The organism is Phytoactinopolyspora halophila, from assembly GCF_003287285.1.
Classification (GTDB): domain Bacteria; phylum Actinomycetota; class Actinomycetes; order Jiangellales; family Jiangellaceae; genus Phytoactinopolyspora_A; species Phytoactinopolyspora_A halophila.
The window spans coordinates 1-19401 of sequence record NZ_QMIG01000022.1; the positions used below are offsets into that span (position 1 = coordinate 1).

A 19401-nucleotide genomic window follows, 5' to 3' on the forward strand; every position below is an offset into this window, starting at 1 on the left:
GATGGTGAGTAGCAGCAGGGTGAGGCGAACCGGCGGGGTCAGCGGCCGGGTGCGCAGTGCGTGGTCGTCGAGGTGGGCCAGGTCGTCGAGCAGGAATTGGAATCGGGGCAGGTAGGGCTGGGCCGCGTGGGTGGTGTCGCGGTCGAGGTCGAGCAGGTCGAGCACGTTTGTGGGCCCGGCCCATGGGCGGCGGTTGTGGTGCACGACCAGCGGGATGATCGCAGGCAAGCGGGTGGCCCGGGGATGTTCGCTGAGGTGGCTGTCCCAGATGCGCACCACGTAGCGCAGCATCCGAAACGGCATCAGCGGACCCGCACCGCTTTGGTGCTCGATGAGCACGTAAATGAACGCTGCGTGCCCGTCCAAGGGTGCGGTGAACAACAGATCGGAGTGTCGCCAGCGCAGCGTGGCATCGACGAAGCTGCCGCAGGCCCGGCTGAGTTGATCGAGATCGAGTCGGTCGACCAGTGCGGCCGGCACGGCCGCGCGGATCTGTGAGGCCGCATTCGCGGGCTCACCAAGAATCCGACGAAACACCGCATCATGGGCCCCACCCGACTGACTCGACATGCCCGGAACCGTACAAGCCAGCACCGACAGGTTCGGGGCACGTTCCAGAGCTGGCAGCATGACGGCGACTGGATCCAGCTCCCCGGTCCGCGGTACGAGGTAGATGCCGTGCACGCCGTTCAGGGCCATCTCGTGTGGAGGGGGTCGTACCAGTCGAAGGCGACGGGCTCTGCGGCGCCGCCGGCGGCGGTCCTAGCGGCGGGTACGGCGATACTCACCCGGCGTCTGCCCGTAGTGGTTCCGGAACGCGAGATGAAAGCCGACGCCGGAACGGTACCCGACGCGTTCGGCGATCCGCTCGTGCGGCCGTGCCGTCTCGACGAGGAGGCGAGCGGCCTCCTGCAGCCGGCGTGCCGCGAGGTGTGCCATGGGTGCCTGGCCGACGAGATCCCGGAAGGTGGCGGCGAATGCCGACCGGGAGAGACCGGCTTCGGCAGCGAGGGACTCCAGCGTCCAGGGTTCGCCGAACCTCGTGTGGATCGCGAGCAGCGCCTTGCTGATTGACGGGTGGCGCAGCGCGCGCAGCACCGGCTCGTGGCTGCCGAGCGCGCTCAGACCCGTCCGCAACGCGAGCACGAAGGCGAGCTCGAATGCACGCAGCGCGACGAGCTGGGCGCCGGGCTCGTCGTCGGTCCAGTCGTCGGCGAGCCTCGCGAGCGTGTCGGCCAGCAACGGCTGGCTGCGCAATGCGGCCGCGTCGAGGACGAAGACCGCGGGCAGCGCCTGGTAGAGCGGAGCGGCTGACGCCGCTTCATAATGCAGGCCGCCACACAGCATCGTGGTCAGCGAACCGGGGCCGTCGACCTGGACGGTGCGGGTGGAGCCGGGTGGGCGGTGTGGCAGGAGGCTGGCCAGTGGCACGGTGTTCCGCCCGGGACGGTCGCCCAGGCGGTGCGCGGTTCCGTGCGGGAAGACGGCGAGGTCTCCTGCCCGCAGCTCGACCGGTTCGGCGCCGTCGGGCATCTCGACGACGCAGCGGCCCTGGTGGACGTAGTGGACCAGCGCGCAGTCTTCGCCTTCGCCCGCGATACCCCACGGTGCACGCACCGACCAGCGGCTGTGGAAGACCCCCTGCAAGCGCAACGGCGCGAGCAACTCGCTCAGGAGGTCATGGCCGGATTCTGTGGACGACTCTTTAAGAGACGAGGACACCGCTTTATAGCTCAGCGTCGACATGGCCGACAAGACTAGTTGCCATCACCCCGAACCAACCAGTGACGGAGCGTGCGCATGACATCCACCGACCACCATCGCTACCTCGTCGTCGGCGCTACCGGCGAGCAGGGAGGGGCCGTCGCCCGCCGGCTGCTGAGTGACGGGCATCACGTCCGTGTCCTGATCCGCGCGGGGACCGATCCCGTTCGCCTTCCCGCCGGTGTCGAGCCGGTCATCGGCGATCTCGCGGATCCCACCCAGATGGCCTCGGCATTCGCCGGCGTGACACACGCGTCGGTAATGCTTCCCATGGTCTACGAGCCGACCGTGGTGGCCTCGTACGCCGAACATCTCGCCAGGGCTGCTGCCGCCGCAGGTGTGAACCGCCTGGTGTTTAACACCGGGACCGGCGTTCCAGACGTGCTGACCGGCGTGACGGCCTTCGAGACGCGCCGGGCCGCGGCAGCGACCTTGCTCGGCTCGGGTGTCCCCACCGTCGTGCTGCATCCGCTGGTGTACCGGGAGAACCTCTGCGCGCCGTGGGTGGCCGGATCCACCGTGCACGAGGGTGTCCTGCGCTACCCGCTTCCGGCCGACCTGCCGGTCGCGTGGCTCGGCCATGACGACCTGGCCGCGGCGACGGTCGCCGCGCTGACGCGGGACGGAGTGGAGGGGACGACGGTGCGCCTTGGCGGCCCGGATGTCGTGACCGGGACCGAACTGGCCGGCCAGATCGGCGCCGCACTCGGGCGGCCAGTGGAGTATGCCGAGCTCGACGTCGACGACTTCGAGCGCGGCCTTGCGTACGCCGTGGGCGCGGACGCCGCTGCCGGCGTCGCTGCCACGTATCGCTGGCTTGCCACCGCCGAGGGTGCTCGATCCTGTGCCCGCTGGGCCGTGGCGGCGTCGTCGAGACACGTGGAGGAGGCGCTGGGCGTCCAGCTCACGCCGCTTCGAACCTGGGCGGGCGCACAGCCATGGCACAGGATCGCGCAGGCAGCGGCATGAGCGCGGGCGACGTGATGGACGGCGGTGCCGTGCCGCATGACGGCCAGACAGTTGAAACGGCGGCCGGGGAGGAGATCGTCCGCCTGCACCGGATCATCGAGCGATGGTTGCACGGCCCGGCCGGAGAGGACGACTTCGAGCCCTTCAGCGACGCGCTTGCATCCGGGTTCACCATGGTCGTTCCCGACGGAGCATTGCTGGATCGCGAGCGCGTCGTGGCCGATGTCAGGGCGGTGCGCGGCAGCGAACCCGGGCTTGAGATCCACATCCACGACGTCGCCGTCGTCGCAGCCGACGCCTCGGTGGTGGTCGCGACGTACCGGGAGGAACATCGAGGCTCGGCCTCGGACCGGTCCCGGCACGCCACGGTGGTGTTCGTCCGCGACGAGCACGCGCTGACGGGACTGCGCTGGCGGCACCTCCACGAGACCTGGGCCTCCTGACCCGTGCGCATGGGCCTGGGCCAAGCTGGAAGACGGAGTATGCGCAAATGACGTAGTGCTATAAGCGATCGTATTGATACAGGTGTGACAGGTAGACTCTGCGTGTGGACATCCTCAGTGACGTGATCTCCGCGATGCGTGCGGGGCGTCCCGGTATCGTGCGCGCGGAGTGGCACTCGCCGTGGGGCCGGCGTTTTCCTGACGATCCAGGCACTGCCGGGTTTATCGTGATCCTGCAAGGTTCGTGCTGGTTGCTCAGCGATGACGCGGACCCCGTACCGATAAGCCCGGGCGACGTGCTCTTTTTTCCGCACGGTGACGGCTGCATGCTCGCCGATTCTCCGGGCACTCCGCTGGATGATTCACCGACCGGCGATCTTCTGGCGGACACCGAAGTGTTCACGACGATCTCGTTTGGCGAGGACACCGGCGTCGCGCCGACCGTCATGCTCTGTGGCGGATACACGCTGAATCCCAGCTGGACGCATCCGCTACTGCGGTCTCTTCCCGCCACGATCCACATCCCGGCGCGCGTCGGACGCCACCCGGGACTGCGGGCGGCGGTCGACATCCTGGGCACGGAGATCGACGGCGGCAACATTGGTGCGGACGCCATCGTTTCGGTCGCCCTGGACATGTTGCTCCTGTACATCCTCCGGGCCTGGTTCGAGGAGGTTCCGGCACACCAGACCGGGTCGGGCTGGGCGGCAGCACTCGCAGATCCTGCCGTCAACGCTGCCCTGAACGCGATCCACCAGGATCCCGCCCGATCATGGACGGTGCAGGACCTTGCTGGCGTGGCCCGGCTCTCTCGCGCCGCCTTCTCTCGCCGGTTCAGTTCCCTCACCGGCCAACCGCCCATGGCGTACCTCACCTGGTGGCGGCTCACGGTCGCTGCCGACATGCTGCGCACCTCGGATGCTTCGCTCGATTCCGTAGCCGCGCGCGTCGGTTACGGCTCGGAGTTTGCGTTTGCCAACGCGTTCAAGCGCCAATACGGAGTGGCGCCGGGCAGGTACCGGCGCCGCAGCCGGGGGACCGGCTAGGTGGAGTGCGGGCAGAGTGGTGCGGGGGAAGACTCGACATGACCCGGAGATCGCTCATACCGGGCGAGCAGTTTCGACCGCCTGTCCGACCGCGTCGACACACTGGTCGATCTGTTCGTCGGTGATGACCAGCGGTGGGCAGAACGCGATCGTGTCGGCGCCGATGGGACGCGCGATCACACCGCGAGAGAGCATGGCGTCACGCACGGCAGAGGCATCCGCTCCCTGATGCAGCCCCACGGCCCAGACGGCGCCGTCGCCGCGGACGTCGGCGACGGCGCCGCGAGCCTCCAGCGAACGCAATCCCGTGGCCAGCCGTTCTCCCAGCGATGGGGCCCGCTCGATCAGCTTCTCGTCGCGGAGGATGGCGAGATTGGCCAAGGCAGCCGCACACGCGGTGGGGTGTCCGCTGTAGGTGTGCCCGTGACGAAGAATGAAGTCGGGTTCATGATTGAAGGCGGCAAGTACCGCGTCGCCGACGACGACCCCGCCGAGCGGGAGATATCCGGAGGTGATGCCCTTCGCGAACGTGATCAGGTCTGGCCGGACGCCGTAGTACTGGGCGCCGAACCAGTGACCGAGCCGGCCGAATCCGGTGATGACTTCGTCGAGGATCAGCCATGCGCCGTACGTGTCGCACAGTTCGCGCAGGCCGCTCAGATATCCCGGGCGGGGCGGGTACACGCCGGCAGCCCCGACGACCGGCTCGGCGATCACCGCGGCCACGCGTTCGCCGTGCTCCGCGAAGACCGCGGCAACCGCGTCGAGATCGTCTTTCTGGGTGTGCACGACGTCGGGGAGCATCGACCCGAAGCGGGCCTGGTTCGCCGGTAGCCCGGTGGCGGCGAGTCCACCGAACGTGACGCCGTGGTAGCTGGGCTCGCGGCTGATCACCACGGAGCGCTGTGACGAGCCGGCCGTCGCGTGTGCGGCCCGGGCTATCTTGATGGCACTGTCTACCGCTTCCGATCCGCTCGAGGTGAGGAATACCCGCGCGTCGTTCATCGGCGCCACGCCGGCCACCTCGTGGCAGAGCTGGTCCGCTGCCGGGTTGGTGAACTTGTCGAACGTGTGGAACGCTTCGAGCCGGTGCATCTGGGCGGCCACCGCGTCGGCAATCTCGCGCCGGCCGTGTCCGACATTGCAATACCACAAGCTGGCCAGCGCATCGACGTACGCGTGGCCGTTCCGATCGCGGACGAGTGCTCCCTCACCCGCAACGATCTCGATGAATTCCTCCGATGCCGGCTTGGCGAACGGATGAAGGAAGCTCGGGCGGCCCACGGTACCTCCGTCTGTGGTGGCTGTGGTGGAGATGCTTCCATGTTCTCAAACGCAGCCTACCGGGCTACGGCGCACTTGTTGGGTCTGCGGAACGTCCAGCGCCCATCAGAAGCTCCTGGACGTTCCACAAACCCAACAAGTGCAGCGTAAGCCCGGTAGGCTGCGGGAGCGCGATGTACTCGGCACTCGCACGGTGCTAGAAGGTGCGCCACTCGCGTCGCGTGTATTCCAGGATGACCGGATCGACCAGGGTGGAGACCTCGACGTCGGAGACCACCTTGTCGGGCGGTATCACGGTTGCCGCATCCAGCACGCTGGGGGACAGGTAGCGCAGCTCGGGGGCGTCGTCCGGCAGCCGCAGCTCCGGTTCGGCTCCCGCCGGGCCGGCGAGGACGAAGCCCCAGTCACCGAAGCTGGGTACCGACACCATGTAGCGCTGGATCCCGAAGCCTGCCGCCTGGACGGTCTCCTGGATGCAGGCGAACGAGCGTGGCGCGAAGAACGGCGAGCCGGCCTGCAACACCATCCGCCCGTCATCGGCGACGAGATCGTGGACCATGCCGTAGAACTCCAGGGAGTACAGCTTCGACGTGGCCGTCGAGTCGGGGTCGGGCATGTCGACGATGACGGCGTCGTACGGTTCCGCCCCGACGTCGACCTGCTCCCGTACCCACCCGAAGGCATCCGCTGCCACCGTACGCACCCGCTCGTCGGCGAGCGCGTCGTCGTTGAGATCGCGGAGGCTCTCGTTCTCGCGGGCCAGCTCGAGTACGGCCGGGTCGAGCTCGACCAGCGTGACCTCCTCGACGTCGGGGTACCGCAGGACCTCGCGCAGGGCCAGGCCCTCGCCCCCGCCGAGGATCAGCACGCGTTCCCGGCTCTCTGCCAGGGCCGGATGGACCAGGGACTCGTGGTAGCGGTACTCGTCCGGCGATGCGAACTGCAGATCGCCGTTGAGAAACAGCCGCAGGTCGTCCACCCCCGAGATGCGGTTCCGCTCGGTGAGCACGATCTCCTGATAATCCGACCGCTCCGCGTGCGTGATGGGGTCGCGGAAAAGCTGCTGCCGCGCATCCACCTCGATCTCGTCCGCCTGCCAGAACAGGCCGCCGAGGGCGATCGCGACGCCGCCGACGATGGTGCTGATCGCCACCCATGCACGTCGTGCCAATGAGCGGCGGAACAGCCACAGCACGACAACGGTGCCGGCCACGAGGTTCAGAGCTGCTGTCGCGATGGTTCCCGTGACCAGCCCCAGGGTCGGCAGGAGCAGGAACGGGAACGCCAGGCCACCCACCAGTGCACCGAGGTAGTCGGCGGCGAACATGTCGGCAACCGCGCTGCCGGCTTCCTGCGCGCGGATGCGTTGGAGCAGCGTCATCAGCAGCGGGATCTCCGCGCCGATCAAGGTGCCGATGATCGTTGCGAAGACGATCATGACAGGCATGTACGTATCGGTGACGGCAAACGCGTTGTACAGGGTCAGCACGGCGTAGCCGCCGACCAGGGCAAGCGCCGCCTCGACAGCGGCAAACGAGAACGCCGGGAAACGCTGCAACGGCTTGGCCACCAGCGACCCGATGCCCATGGCAAAGACCATGACAGAGACGACGATCGACGCGTGCACGATCGTGTCGCCGATGAGGTAGCTGCCCAGTGCGATCAGGGCGAGCTCGTAAACCAGCCCGCAGGCGGCGCACAGCAGCGCCGCCCCGAGAATTACCACCCGCGCCGGGCGAGACCGATGAGCGGGCGGTGCCGCCGGCGCGACCACCTAGAGTATGGCCAGGGCGATGATGCCGGACACGACGATGCGCAGCGTCCCGACCACCCAGCTGCCCGGATGCGGCTCGTCGTGCACCAGATCGCGGCGCAAGTTACTGGGCGTGAAGAGGTCGACCAGCAGGAAGACCACCGTGCTGACCACCAGCCCGACGATGCTGTAGGCGGTCGTCGTGATCAGGCCCTCGCCGAAGTCGTCGGCGCTTGCCCAGATGGCCGCGATGACGATGAGCCCTTGCGCGACGAAGCCCGTCCCGACGAGCACCGCCGCGTTGTGATTGCGCTCGGTCCAGATCAGATCGCGCAGCCGTCCCGGGGTCAGCAGGTCCACCAGGATGAAGCCGAGAAGTATCATGAGCAGGCCCACGCCACAGTAGGCCAGGACGATACCGACCTCCTCCAGCAGGTCCGCGGCGGTCAGATCGCCGTCGATTCCGAGGGTCGTTACCATGCCCGTCCTCTCGTTCGCCGTGTTCGTCGTCGATGTTCACGCCGTCGACACGGGTGTCGTCGATGCGTTCGTCAGATGTGTCATTTACCGAAACCGGGGCCACCGCCGGAGAACGCGCTGCTGTAGCCTCCGCCGAACGTGCCCCAGATGGGGATGATGGTGGGTCCCCAGCGGCTGTAGCCGTCCCTGGCGTTGGTGACCTCGATCTCCGAGCCGCCCGTGGCAGGCTTTTGCTGGATGCGTACCATGAGCTTCTCGTAGCCCATGTAGAGTTCGTCGCCCTCTCGGTGGTTACGTCCGGGGCGCGCGACGGATGATAAGCGGGCGCCGACGTGCTCCGGAGGATCGTCCGAGCGGTACGTGGCGTAGGAGTCGCTTTTGTCGACCAGCTCGTAGTTCTCGTCGAGGTGGTCGCGGATGTCCTGTTCGGTGCTGCCGCACGCGGCCACTGCGAGCACCGCCACGAGCGCGACGGCGGCGACGCAACGTCGCCCCTTCTCTCCCCGGGCGAAGCCTCTCATCAGCGCACCTCCGTGCTGGTCGTCACGATCTGTCCACTGTTCGGGTATAGGTGCCAGGTGTTCCACGAGACCCCGGGAGTGACACCGTCCAAGCTCAGTGCGGTGACGGCGTCCGGCTCGGAGGGGAACACGGCGAGTACCGTCGTGTCGCGCGTCCCGTCCTGCGTCGCTAGCTGGCGCAGCGTGTCGGCCCGCGAACGGAGCTCGGCGACGGATACGGTCTCCACTCGCGCCCGGAACCGGTAGCGTCGGCCGTCAACCCTGCGTTCCATCGTCGATGGCAGGTGCGGCTGCTCGTTTGGCAGGCAGGCGACGGTCTCGATGAGCTCCCCGCCCGGCCAGCACAGTGCCGCCTGATGCGAGGCTCCGAGTACGCGCAGCTCCAGTCTCGATTCGTCGTCGTGGCCCAGCCGTATCGCGGTGGTGCTCAGCGCGGGTGCGAGCGGGTAACCCAGCGTCCAGACCAGCTCGGCCGCGTCCGTGTCGATGTAGGGCACGTCCAGAGTGGAAAGCATGGCAGCGATCAGCCCTTCACCGGTCGCTGCCCGGGTAGACCGTCAACGTGCCCGACGGGATCCGTTCGCCCAGGCCGATCTCCCACTCTCCGCCGTCGAACCGCTCGAACGAGAGGTAGTGGCCGTCGCGCCCTTCGAAGTCCACGTACTCCACCCTGCCGGACGTTCCCAATCCGGTGGTGCCCTCGGAGGTGAACTGCGCGGTGCCGTGCTCGTCGCGGCGGTACTCGATGCCCTCGTGCGTGAGGACCTTCGCGCTCGGCTGCAGGTCGGAACCCTTGAGCTCGGTCCACATGACGACTTCGAGATCCGGATCCTCCTCGACCGACAGCCACCTGCGGGTACCCGAGACGTCGTCGAGGAAGTGCTCGCTCCACTGGTATCCGCCCTCGCGCAGGCGCAGGGAGCCGCGGACGAAGAGGCGTTCGCCGAGGTACTCGACCATGTCGCCGGCTCGGAGCGTGCGCGGATCGCCGAACGTGCTCTGTCCCGGATCGAACGGATCCTGTGGTGGAGGAGGCGCCGGCTCCGCGCGGTTCCGCGACCGGACGGCACGCACGATCACGACCACCGCCACAACGATCGCGGCGATGACGAGGATGGCCACGATGGCTTCCACGGTTCCCCTCGCGTTTCTCACGCATCGACGCGCTTGACGCTACACAACGAAAGTCCGCCCACACTCTACACGTGCGGGTGGGTCGCACACGCGTGCCCGTGCGGCAGCGGGCGTGCGGCTTCGCTAAGGTCCCACGCGGGGAGCCGTACCGTAAGCCATGCCAGGCACCGCGAGCGAAGGGGAGGTAACGCGTGCTGATCATCCTGACGCGCCTGCGGCGCCAGTTGGCGCGAGTGCGCACTGGTGTGCCCGCGGCGGTGGTCATGGCATTCGTCTTCGTCACCAGCTGGCCGTTGATGGTCCTCTTCGAGCCGGCCGGCAGCCCGATCGTCGAGCCGGAGAACTACTGGTGGTGGTTCATCGTCACCGGATCCACGGTGGGGTACGGCGATTTCTACCCGGAGACGGTCGGGGGGCACGTGGTCGGTGTCTACGTGATCGTCGGTGGTATTGCCGCCCTGACTACCCTGTTCACCCAGCTGGCGAACGTCATCGAGAGAGCGAGAGGACGGCGCATGCAAGGTGCCATCACGGTCGATGTGGCCGATCACGTGGTCGTGCTGGGGTACACCCCAGGCCGTACCGAGCGCATCGTGCACGGTATGCCCACCGAGGGGGGAAGGACGGTGGTGCTGTGCGCGTGGGACGACGTGGAGGCTCACCCGATGCCGGACCGGGATGTCGAGTTCGTCCGCGGTGACCTGACCGATGTGGACGTGCTGCGCCGGGCGGGAGTCCACCGTGCGTACAGCGTCCTGGTGGATGCTCGCGACGACAACGAGGCACTGGCCATGGCCGTGTCGGTCCAGCACCTCAACCCGGAGGCGCACCTGGTGGTGGCGTTGCGCGACATGAGCCGGGCAGACCACCTGAAATACGTGAGCGAGTCGATCCGGTGCGTGCAGTGGCACATGCCCCGGATGGCGACCGAGGAGCTGCAGGATCCAGGCGTCACCCAGGTGTACATGGAACTCATGCGGTACGGCGGCGGCAATGCTTACTCGATGCGGCTGCCGGACTCGATGGGAGGTGTGACGTTCGGCGCGTGCCAGACCGCGTTCGGCCAGGGCCACGACGCCACGGTGCTGGCCGTCCGGACGAGTGAGGGCTTGCAGGTGAGTCCCAGCTGGAGCACCGAGCTGCCCGCCGGTTCAGTGTTGTACTACGTCGGCCGCGAACGCCTGGAACCGGGACAGATCGCGGGGACCGTGCGGAAAGCGGCCGTCCCGGGAGCGTGAGGTTTCGAGATTGCTCGTCGGGGGAGGCGGGCGCCGGTGGTGATTCCCCACCCTCGCCTCACTGACTTCCGGGCTGCCGGCGGCATACTCGGCTCGCTCTGCGACGAGGGTGGGGATGGCCTTCAGGCGGCGGCCGGCCAGCGAGGTGAGCGGCCGAGGAAGGCGACGAGACCGTCCAGCGTCGGTTCGTCCGACCACGGCACCGGGGGACCGAAAGGCGCGCCAGGAGCGACACGGGTCTGCCCGTCCGGCACCATACGGGCGATTTCCCAGGCCCTGTCGAGCAGCGGCCCCTCGACCTGCAGTGGCCGGTCGAGTGTGCGGGCGAGATCCCAGGAATGGACGACGTAATCGACGAGATGCATTCCGATTGCCTGGTGAGCGGGGATGGTCAGGTCGGCCCCGAACTCCGGCATCGGCATCATCCGGTCCAGCTCTCTCGTCGCGAAGGCGGCCAGCACCCGCTCTGCCGACGAGCGGTGTGCCGCGACGGGGTCGGTGTTCGTCACCACCCACTTCCACCGGTCCAGGTCGCCGTCGCCGTGGTATGCCGCGGCGAAGCCCTCGTTCTGGGCCGTCATGTGAGCCAGCAAGCCGTACAGCGTCCATCCCACGCACGGCGTCGGCCTGTCCAGGTCTTCGGGACGGATCGTCTCCGCCAGGTCGAGGCTGAGCCCGACCGCCTGCGCATCCAGCTCGACGACGTCCGGGTCGGTTGTTCGGTCGGCATCGCTGTTGGCGCCCGTGCCGGGAGTGTTGCCGGCGCCGTTGTCGGCACCGTTGTCATTAGTAAGCATGTGCCTATCATATGCGCCTGCTTATGAATTGTCGAAGGGTATCTTGCTCGTATGCCTGACCAGTCAGAACGGCGTGCCGACCTGGCCGCCATGCTGCACCCGCTGTTTCAAGCACTGCTCGCAGCGGAGCGCCGTATACTGGCCCGCCACGAGATCTCGATGTGGGGGTACTCCGTCCTCTCCGCGCTCGACGGTCAGCCGGCTCGCAGCCAGGCCGCACTCGCGCAGTCCATCGGCGCGGACAAGACCCGGATCATCGGCACCCTCGACGAACTTCAGGACGCTGGCTATATCATCCGCGAACCCGACCCCGCCGACCGCCGGGTTCACTTGCTGTCCGTCACCGACGCCGGCCAGCGGAAGTGCCGCGCAGCTCAGGCCGATATCCGGGCGGCAGAGGAGGCCCTGCTCGCCGAACTCACCCCGGCCCAGCGCAGAACGTTCCTCGACGTCCTCACCACCTTCGCGGATTTACCCCTGGACGACATCCTGCGTGCCTGAGCCGCTACACCCCGCGGATCACGGACAGGCCCGGGGCGGCGCCGCGTGTCGACCTCGGCGTAACCGACGTAGGGAGGTGTGATTATCACGAGTGGTGCCGCTTCTGTTGTTCCCGCGGGCGGTGGTCTGCGCTCTTCCTCTCGACGATCTCCAGTGGCACGATATCGACAATTGCGCTTTAGGCGCGGCTACGCGAGAGAGGGAAGGACATGGATCACCATGAGCTCCGTGACCGGTTCGCGACACTGACGACGGCTCACCTGGCGGACGCCTGCATCCGCGCCGATGTTCCCGTGCGCTGTGCGCCCCCGTCACTGCGCCCAATGAATCCGGGCGACAGGGTGGTCGGTCCGGTGCGTCCCGCTCGGCATGCCGGTAGCGTGGACGTGTTCCTGGAGGCGTGCACCGGCGCCGCCGAGGGCGATGTGCTAGTGGTTGACAACGCGGGACGCGTGGATGAGTCATGTGTTGGCGACCTCATCGTTCTGGAAGCGCAAGCGGCCGGGTTGACCGGCATCGTGATCTGGGGGCTGCATCGGGATTCGGCCGACATCGAAGCGATCGGACTTCCCCTGTTCAGCCTCGGGAGGACGCCGACCGGCCCGCTTCGCCTCGATCCGCAGCCCTCGGACGCGCTGACGTGGGCCGCGGTCGGCGAATGGACGATCGAGCTCGACGATGTGGTGGTCGGAGACGACGACGGCGTGCTGTTCATTCCAGCAGAGCAGGCGGGCGAACTGTTTGCGCTGGCCGAGAAGATTCGCGATACGGAGCGGCGTCAAACGGAGCTCATCCGCGCCGGCACCTCTTTACGGGATCAGCTCCAGTTCGACGCCTACCTCGCCAGGCGCCAGGAAAACCCGGCCCTGACGTTTCGGGAGCACCTGCGAGCCCTGGGTGGCGCAATCGAGGAATGAATCCGACCGGTCGCCACGATCTCCAGAATCGCGTGCATCATGATGCCGGACATCGTCAACGATCAAGGTCGCGGAAAGCACCGGCGATCGTCACCTTCCGCACCGCATGGACCAGCGACCGGTTCATGCGGTGCGGAAGGTGACCAGACCACGGTATGTAGGGCGAGTGGTCAGTCGCCGATGAAGGGCCTGTCGTTGCCGGGGGTCTTGCGCCACACCGTCACGACCGACGGCCGGGGCTGGTTCCCGTAGGGGAACGTCGACATGCGGTTCTCCGTCGTCGCGCCGCTCAATTCACCGGGGTGCTGGATGGCCATCAGAGCCGTACGGCCATCCGGTGTGATCGTCGGCCCGCAGCACTCGGCACCGGCCGGGACCGACGAGAACCGGCGCAGGTGGCCCTTGTCGTCGCCCTCGATCGGCATGACGAACATGCCGTCGTGCACGCCGGCGGAACCCGGCATGCCGTCGGTGGCGAGCCAGAGCCGCCCGGCCGGGTCGAAGGCGACGTTGTCCGGGCACGAGATCATGCTGACCTGCGACTTGTCGAACCCGTCATAGTAGGTTTCCGGGTCCTCCGGGTCACCACAGAGGATCACGATCGACCAGGTGAAGGACGTGGCAGCGGCATCGCCGTTGTCCTCGTCGATGCTGATGACATGGCCGAACCGGTTGTCCGGACGCGGGTTGGCCTCGTCCACCTCGGCGGGCGTGCGACGGTTGTTGTTGGTCAACGCGACGTAGACGGTTCCGGTGATCGGGTGCGGCTCGATGTCTTCGGGCCGGTCCATCTTGGTCGGCCCGACCTTGTCTGCGGCCAACCGGGTGAAGACGAGGACCTCCTCGACGCTCATGCCGTCGACCTTGCTCTCGCCGTCCTCGATCAGCGGCAGCCACTCGCCGGTGCCGTCGAACAGGCCGTCATCTGGCGGGCTGTCCGGGAACTCGGGACTGTTGCCGGTGAACCTGGCGACGTAGAGGTCGCCGTCCTCCAACAGCGTCTTGTTGTGATCGCGGTGACGCTTGTTGTTGCCCGGCTTGTACTTCTTCTTCGAGACGAACTTGTAGATGTAGTCGAAGCGCTCGTCGTCGCCCATGTAGGCGACCACCCGGCCGTCGCGGGCGATGGTGACCGTGGCGCCCTCGTGTTTGAATCGGCCCAGCGCGGTGAGCTTGCGTGGCGTCGACGTCCGGTCATACGGGTCGATCTCGACGACCCAGCCGTATCGGTTGGGTTCGTTCGGCTCGCTGGCGACGTCGAAGCGGTCCTCGACGCGTTCCCAGCCACGCCGGGTGCCGGGGCTGGTGCGGATGCCGTACCGGCCGAAACGTTCGCGGGTGGTGGCGTCGGTGATGTCGTCGGTGGCGCCGAAATACTGGTGGAAGTTCTCCTCACCGGACAGGATCGTGCCCCACGGGGTGACACCGCCCGCGCAGTTGTTCAGCGTGCCCAGCACGGTGGTGCCGCTGGGATCGTCGCTGGTCTTCAGCAGGTCGCTACCGGCGGCGGGGCCGACGAGCTTGAACTCGCTCCAGGTGTGCAGGCGGCGGTTGTTCCGGCGACGCTTGGTGGGCCTCCACTCGCCGGTGTCGCCGACCCGTTCGATCTCGACGACGGAGAACCCGTGCGCGGCCATGGCGATGCGCAGCTGCTCCTCGGTGGCCGACTCCGCATCGGTCCAGCCGTGGAACATCAGGTTCTCGTTGGTGTACTCGTGGTTGACGCACAACAGTGCCCGGTTGAGGTTGCGGTCCAGCGGCAGGACGGCGACGAAGTCGCAGTTGTAGCCGAACTGGCCCTGCTGAGCCTCGACGCTCTGGTTGTCGAAGTCGAAGTCGGGTGCGCCCTGCTCCACCGGATCGCCCCAGGACATGGTGACCGACCAGTCGTAGCCGTTGGGCACCACCACGCTGTCGACGGTGTTGCCGGTGACGGCCTGGAATCCGATCGGGCGACCGTACTCTGGCGCGTCGATCCGCAGCTCGTCACCGGCGGGTGGGCGGCGTCCGGCGGTGGCCACCGGCGCCGTGGTCCGGGTGGTGGCGGCCGCCGGACCGGCCACGGCGCCGGTGCCGACGACGAGCGCGGCGGCTGCACCGCCGAGCAGGCCCCGGCGCGAGATGGCCTTCTGGACCATGTCGCCGAAGTACTCGTTGTCGCTGGTGTTGGGTGCCGGGTGCGCGCACTGGTCGGCGCACCGGTACATGCAGGTCATGGCGCTGCGTCCGCCGTGACCGTTGTTGAGCAGCGGCAGCAGGCGGTGGCGGCCGGTGCCGTTCGTGGTGTCGGGCATGGGGGTCCCTTCGTGACAGTCCAGCACGTCTGTGTTTCGAAACATAGAAATCAGCCGATGCAAGAACCACCACGGAGGGGCGAACACTGAGTAAAGGGCTGATGAGTTAGGTAAGCCTGTGTTCACGCACGATCCAAGATCGCCGCGCCCCTGACCTTCACGCGCTCCCCGCCCACCTCCCATGATCATGAAGAGTTCGCGAGCCATGAGGCCCCCAAATCGTTCATGATCATGGGAGTTTGCGAGGGAGGTGGGGAGGTGGGGTAGAGGTCAGCCGGCGGTGTCGTCGGGTTGATAGATGCCGAACGTGTTGCCCTCCGTGTCGAGGAAGTAACCCTGCCAGCACCGGCCGGGCACGGCAAACTTCGGCAGCGCGACCTGCCCGCCCAGCTCGGCGATCCGATCGTGGGTCCGATCGAAATCGGCTACCTCGAACGAGACGACGAAGGCGTTGCAGCCGCGCTCCGAGTCCGGTGCTGGCTCGGGCCGGGGAAGCAGGCCGCCGGCCAGCTGGTCGCCGTGCACGCGCCAGTACTCGACCGGCAGGTTCTCGTCCGCCTTCTCGACCGACCAGCCGAAGAGCCGGCGGTAGAAGTCGGCGGCGCGAGCGGGGTCGTCGGCGTGGATCTCGAAGTACATGATTGTCCTCCTGGAGGTGTGTCGTGGATGCCTCCTGCGCACCACTGGGCAGGAGGTGAAGCTGTTGATCAGGATCTGTGGTCGGGTGAACGAATGAGTGGACGAGGCCGAGGGCGAGTGGACGGGTCAGCGGGTGACGGGTTCCTGCAGTTCGGTCACCGCCGGCAGGCAATCGTCGGTGGCCTCGAGGGTGACCTCCCGCTGATATCCCGCGGAACGGTAACCGTTGGCGTCGATCCACCGGGCCAGCATTTGCACGGTGGGCATCACGTCGTTCATGGAACCGTGATGCACGACGGTGGCCGCCTGCTCGATCTCCGGCAGGTCCACGATGGCGAAGTCCCCGGATCCCGGCTCCGCGTTCACCGGAATCGCGGCGTGCACGAGCACCGAACCGTTGTCGGCGTCGTCGTAATAGGCGATGGCTGGTCCGGCGGGGGAGAGGTTGGCGGCGGCCAGGCGCTCCCCGAGCTCGGCATACAGCGGCCCGATCACCGGGCTGATCGCCTGTGGCTCGAAGTCCTCGGCGGTGCCGGTCAGCTCGGCCACCCGGACCGCCGGGATCCGTTTGATCTGGATGTCAGTGGTGGGCATGTGTCCCTCCGCGTCGATCACGGAGAGCCTCGCCTCGACCTGCGCGAGCCGCGCCGTGTCGGCCGCGATCTGTTCGCGCAGCTCGGCCTGGCGCAGCCGCAGCATCCCGCGTAGCTCGGTCACGTCGACGTTGTCGTGCAGGATGTCGGCCACCTGCTGCAGGGTGAAACCGAGATCTTTCAACACGACGATGCGGTTGAGCGTGGCGAGCTGGGACGCCTCGTAGTACCGGTAGCCGGTGCACTCGTCGACCCGGGCGGGGCGCAGCAGCCCCACGGCGTCGTAGTGCCGCAACATCCGCACCGATACCCGGCCGTGCCTGGCGAAGTCTCCGATGGTGAACATGACGACTCCAGACGTACGGCCTGACACGATGTGAGGGTCAAGTGACCAGGTGGGCGGTCAACATTGGTGCACCAGAGTGCGATCACGCTGGTGACGACGCCCGTGGTAAACATAGCTGATGAGCCGGCACGCCGGCCTGCCGGCTCAGTTCTCCGTTCCGCCGGCCGGGAACGGCTCGCGATTCAGTGGATCAGTTTGTGGGCGAGTTCCCGCTCGACGGCGAGGCGGTCCGGCCCGTCGTGATCGTTCAAGACGCTGAGAACGACGTGGTCGGCGCCGGCGTCCAGGTGGGCCTGAACTCTGGCGGCGATGGCGTCGGCGTCACCCCAGGCGGTGACGGCGTCGACGAGCCGGTCGCTCAGGTCGCTCACGTCGGTGTCGTTGAAGCCCATCCGCCTGAAATTTGCGGCGTATCCGCTGACGCTGGCCAGGAAACTCAATGGCTGTCTGGCGATGTCGCGGGCGCGAGACGAGTCGGACTCCAAGACGACGAGTTCGTCGACGATCAGCGTGGAGTCCGGCCCGAGGATCCGGCGTGCGTCGGCTGTGTACTCCGGGGTCACCAGGAGAGGAATGGTGCCGGCGGACTGCTCGCGGGCCAGGGCGAGCTTGCGGGGCCCGATAGCGGCGACGATCCGGCGATCGACGGGAACGGGCCGTTCGGCCGCGTCCAGCTGGTCGAGGAACTGGCTGAGCGCGGCGAGCGGTTTGGCTGCGCGTTGTGGTCCGCCGAGCCCGACGATGAATCGGCCCGGGTGCCGGGTCTCCAGGTCGGCGTAGGTGGCAAGTACGGTGTCCGGGCCGTACAGATCGAGTGGGATGATCGCCGGCGCCACCGAGATGGTCGAGGTGGCGTCGAGAATGTCGGCGAGCGGCGTGAGCGTGGTCAGTTGCCCGCCCGGCACCCAGATCGTCGAGTACCCCAGTTTCTCCAGTTCGGCGGCGTCGTGCAGATACGTGTCGTCCGCCGACACGTTCAACGACACGCCGATCTGTCCCAATTCGATCCGGGTCATGTCTCGCTCCACTTCAATCGCTGGTCATTGGTGCGCTGTGCACGTGCCAATGCACGCTAGGACCTCAACTAAGCTTGAGGTCAAGCGACATCTCTGGAGCCGCTCCCTAGCTCGGCCGTGACGGTGGCCGGGACATGCCGATGTAGCTGGGTCCGCCGTCGAACGTGGCGATGGCGGGTTGAGTGAGCTCGAATCCGAAACGCTGGTAGTAGTCGACGTTGGCCGGGTCTGAGGTTTGCAGGTAGCACGCGTGGCCCGCCTCGTCGGCCAGGGCAATCGCAGGTTCGATCAGCCGGGTGCCGACGCCGCGGCGTTGGGCACGTGGGTGAACGCTCATGGCCTGCAGATACCACGACGGTCCTGGCGGGTGAGCTTTCTCGAGAGATGAGCCGACGCTGGCCAGCCTGCCGACTGCGCGCCGGGTGACCACCGCCACGCGGATCAACGCGGGTGTCATCCGGAACTTCCGGAGACCGGAAGGCGGAAAGGTCCCGGGCGGCATCCATAGCGCGACCCCGAGCACGTCGTCGCCGTCGCGGGCGACGAGTCCGTGACCATGCGCAGCGGCATCGCGGGCCGTGGCCGTCATAAACGGCAGCAGGGCACGCCGTCGCATGATGGGGTCGGGAAAGATCTGCCGGAATGCCGGGTAGTCAGCATGGCTGGCTGCAATGACGGCGCCGGCCGCGCGGGCCTGGCGTGAGGCGAGCCGGTCGATCGTGATTCCGCTCTCGTGCTGCCCCGCGGCCATGAGGCGATCATAGACGTCACCGCATGTACTGACCGCCCAGGGGCCGAACCGGGCGCGGTCACGCGGACGTCCGGGTTCTCTCGTCGATGAGTGCCTCGACGCCTTGGAGGAGCCGCTCCAGGCCGAACGTGTAGGCGTGTTCGGGGCTGTGGGGTGCCTGGTGCGCCTGCCCGGTGGCCTGGCCGACGCGTGCCGCGAGGGGGAACTGGGAAGGATCGAAAACCTCCGCGATGGCGGGCTGGACGGTCTCCCACCACTGTTGATCGGTGATGCCGGTGCGGCGGACGGCCAGGTCGGCTTCGAGCCGCCGGCGGGCGACCCCTTCGACGTGGGTGTGGACGAGTGTGATGACCGCGTCCATCTCGACGTCGGTGAGGCCGATGCCGTCGATCACGCTGAGCTCGCGCTCGTACTTGGCGATTTCGTGTGGCCCCAGCGGTGGCCGGCCCGTGAACACTTGCAGCACCCAGGGGTGGCGCATGTAGAGGTCCCAGTTCACGTGTGCGACCTCGCGGAGCCCGTCCCGCCAGTCGGCGCCCTCACGGGTTCCGGACCGGTGGATCGCTTCACCATACTGCGGTATCGCTTCACCATACTGCTGGATCGACTCGCCGTAGACCGTGTCGAGCATGGCGTCGACCAGCTCGTCGCGGGATGCGACGTAAGTGTAGAGCGACATGGTGCCGACGCCCAGCGATTCGGCGACGCGTCGCATGGACAGGGTGGCCAGGTCCTGGTCGGCGTCCGCGATCTCGATGGCGGCGCCGATTAGCTGCGCGATGGTCAGGGTGTGTTTGGGACCGCGCTGCGGTAACTGCCGGGTACGCCACAAGGTCGCGATGGTGCGTGCTGGATCGCTGGTGCCCCTGATTTCCGTCGCCATGACTCTCAATCTTAGAAGACGTACTTGGTACG

General features: G+C 67.4%; 21 protein-coding genes. 6 read left to right on the top strand and 15 right to left on the bottom strand.

The features are described 5' to 3' along the window. On the bottom strand, positions 1 to 570 hold a 570-nt coding region (locus tag DPM12_RS17270), incomplete at its 3' end, for an Rpn family recombination-promoting nuclease/putative transposase (RefSeq protein ID WP_170313719.1). A gap of 192 nt (positions 571 to 762) precedes the next feature. Next, positions 763 to 1746, bottom strand: a complete 984-nt coding sequence (locus tag DPM12_RS17275) for an AraC family transcriptional regulator (RefSeq protein WP_112259600.1) — start codon at positions 1744 to 1746, stop codon at positions 763 to 765. A 54-nt stretch (positions 1747 to 1800) separates the two neighbouring features. Between DPM12_RS17275 and DPM12_RS17280 the strand changes: the two genes are divergently transcribed. The 3 genes from DPM12_RS17280 to DPM12_RS17290 all read left to right on the top strand — a co-directional run bounded on the left by DPM12_RS17280 (position 1801) and on the right by DPM12_RS17290 (position 4222). Continuing rightward, positions 1801 to 2733, top strand: a complete 933-nt coding sequence (locus tag DPM12_RS17280; RefSeq protein WP_112259601.1) for an SDR family oxidoreductase — start codon at positions 1801 to 1803, stop codon at positions 2731 to 2733. Further along, positions 2730 to 3176 carry a DUF4440 domain-containing protein gene (locus tag DPM12_RS17285; protein WP_158542933.1) on the top strand — a complete coding sequence of 149 codons (447 nt, stop codon included), beginning with the start codon at positions 2730 to 2732 and terminating at the stop codon, positions 3174 to 3176. The genes DPM12_RS17280 and DPM12_RS17285 overlap by 4 nt, the downstream gene beginning before the upstream one ends. 104 nt (positions 3177 to 3280) lie before the next feature. After that, positions 3281 to 4222: an AraC family transcriptional regulator gene (locus DPM12_RS17290; protein ID WP_112259603.1), complete on the top strand. Its 942-nt coding sequence runs from the start codon at positions 3281 to 3283 to the stop codon at positions 4220 to 4222. 54 nt (positions 4223 to 4276) lie between these two features. Here DPM12_RS17290 and DPM12_RS17295 read toward each other — a convergent pair whose 3' ends face one another. The 6 genes from DPM12_RS17295 to DPM12_RS17320 form a co-directional block, all read right to left on the bottom strand. Then, entirely contained in the window at positions 4277 to 5506 is a 1230-nt protein-coding gene (locus DPM12_RS17295; RefSeq protein ID WP_112259604.1) for an aminotransferase family protein, read from the bottom strand. Positions 5507 to 5702: 196 nt separating this feature from the next. Next, entirely contained in the window at positions 5703 to 7280 is a 1578-nt protein-coding gene (locus tag DPM12_RS17300; protein WP_112259605.1) for a polyamine aminopropyltransferase, read from the bottom strand. Further along, positions 7281 to 7739 carry a DUF350 domain-containing protein gene (locus DPM12_RS17305; RefSeq protein ID WP_112259606.1) on the bottom strand — a complete coding sequence of 153 codons (459 nt, stop codon included), beginning with the start codon at positions 7737 to 7739 and terminating at the stop codon, positions 7281 to 7283. Positions 7740 to 7819: 80 nt separating this feature from the next. Next, positions 7820 to 8260: a DUF4247 domain-containing protein gene (locus DPM12_RS17310; RefSeq protein WP_112259607.1), complete on the bottom strand. Its 441-nt coding sequence runs from the start codon at positions 8258 to 8260 to the stop codon at positions 7820 to 7822. Continuing rightward, positions 8260 to 8775: a DUF2617 family protein gene (locus DPM12_RS17315; protein ID WP_112259608.1), complete on the bottom strand. Its 516-nt coding sequence runs from the start codon at positions 8773 to 8775 to the stop codon at positions 8260 to 8262. The genes DPM12_RS17310 and DPM12_RS17315 overlap by 1 nt, the downstream gene beginning before the upstream one ends. Before the next feature lie 16 nt (positions 8776 to 8791). Further along, complete coding sequence (locus DPM12_RS17320; protein WP_211659096.1) at positions 8792 to 9415, bottom strand: DUF4178 domain-containing protein; 624 nt, start codon at positions 9413 to 9415, stop codon at positions 8792 to 8794. Positions 9416 to 9585: 170 nt separating this feature from the next. On the opposite strand from DPM12_RS17320, the gene DPM12_RS17325 reads away from it, so the two are divergent. Continuing rightward, entirely contained in the window at positions 9586 to 10632 is a 1047-nt protein-coding gene (locus tag DPM12_RS17325) for an NAD-binding protein (protein ID WP_170313720.1), read from the top strand. Positions 10633 to 10754: 122 nt separating this feature from the next. On the opposite strand, the gene DPM12_RS17330 is transcribed toward DPM12_RS17325, so the two are convergent. Continuing rightward, positions 10755 to 11429, bottom strand: a complete 675-nt coding sequence (locus tag DPM12_RS17330) for a TIGR03086 family metal-binding protein (RefSeq protein WP_112259610.1) — start codon at positions 11427 to 11429, stop codon at positions 10755 to 10757. A gap of 51 nt (positions 11430 to 11480) precedes the next feature. Between DPM12_RS17330 and DPM12_RS17335 the strand changes: the two genes are divergently transcribed. Together DPM12_RS17335 and DPM12_RS17340 are read left to right on the top strand one after the other, a co-directional pair. Further along, a complete protein-coding gene (locus tag DPM12_RS17335; RefSeq protein ID WP_112259611.1) occupies positions 11481 to 11930 on the top strand; it encodes a MarR family winged helix-turn-helix transcriptional regulator in 450 nt (149 codons plus the stop codon). A gap of 209 nt (positions 11931 to 12139) precedes the next feature. Continuing rightward, the gene (locus DPM12_RS17340) at positions 12140 to 12847 is read left to right on the top strand and encodes an RraA family protein (protein ID WP_112259612.1); all 708 of its coding nucleotides are present in this window, start codon (positions 12140 to 12142) and stop codon (positions 12845 to 12847) included. A gap of 170 nt (positions 12848 to 13017) precedes the next feature. On the opposite strand, the gene DPM12_RS17345 is transcribed toward DPM12_RS17340, so the two are convergent. The 6 genes from DPM12_RS17345 to DPM12_RS17370 form a co-directional block, all read right to left on the bottom strand. Continuing rightward, a complete protein-coding gene (locus tag DPM12_RS17345; protein ID WP_112259613.1) occupies positions 13018 to 15141 on the bottom strand; it encodes a PhoX family protein in 2124 nt (707 codons plus the stop codon). Between the two features lie 270 nt (positions 15142 to 15411). After that, complete coding sequence (locus DPM12_RS17350; protein WP_112259614.1) at positions 15412 to 15780, bottom strand: VOC family protein; 369 nt, start codon at positions 15778 to 15780, stop codon at positions 15412 to 15414. A gap of 126 nt (positions 15781 to 15906) precedes the next feature. Next, positions 15907 to 16719 (bottom strand): MerR family transcriptional regulator, encoded by an 813-nt coding sequence (locus tag DPM12_RS17355; RefSeq protein ID WP_112259615.1) that lies wholly within the window; start codon positions 16717 to 16719, stop codon positions 15907 to 15909. Between the two features lie 182 nt (positions 16720 to 16901). Further along, on the bottom strand, positions 16902 to 17735 hold the full coding sequence (locus tag DPM12_RS17360; protein WP_112259686.1) for a TIGR03620 family F420-dependent LLM class oxidoreductase: 834 nt from the start codon (positions 17733 to 17735) through the stop codon (positions 16902 to 16904). A 106-nt stretch (positions 17736 to 17841) separates the two neighbouring features. Next, positions 17842 to 18486 (bottom strand): GNAT family N-acetyltransferase, encoded by a 645-nt coding sequence (locus DPM12_RS17365; RefSeq protein ID WP_112259616.1) that lies wholly within the window; start codon positions 18484 to 18486, stop codon positions 17842 to 17844. 58 nt (positions 18487 to 18544) lie between these two features. After that, positions 18545 to 19369, bottom strand: a complete 825-nt coding sequence (locus DPM12_RS17370; RefSeq protein ID WP_112259617.1) for a TetR/AcrR family transcriptional regulator — start codon at positions 19367 to 19369, stop codon at positions 18545 to 18547. Positions 19370 to 19401: the final 32 nt, after the last annotated feature.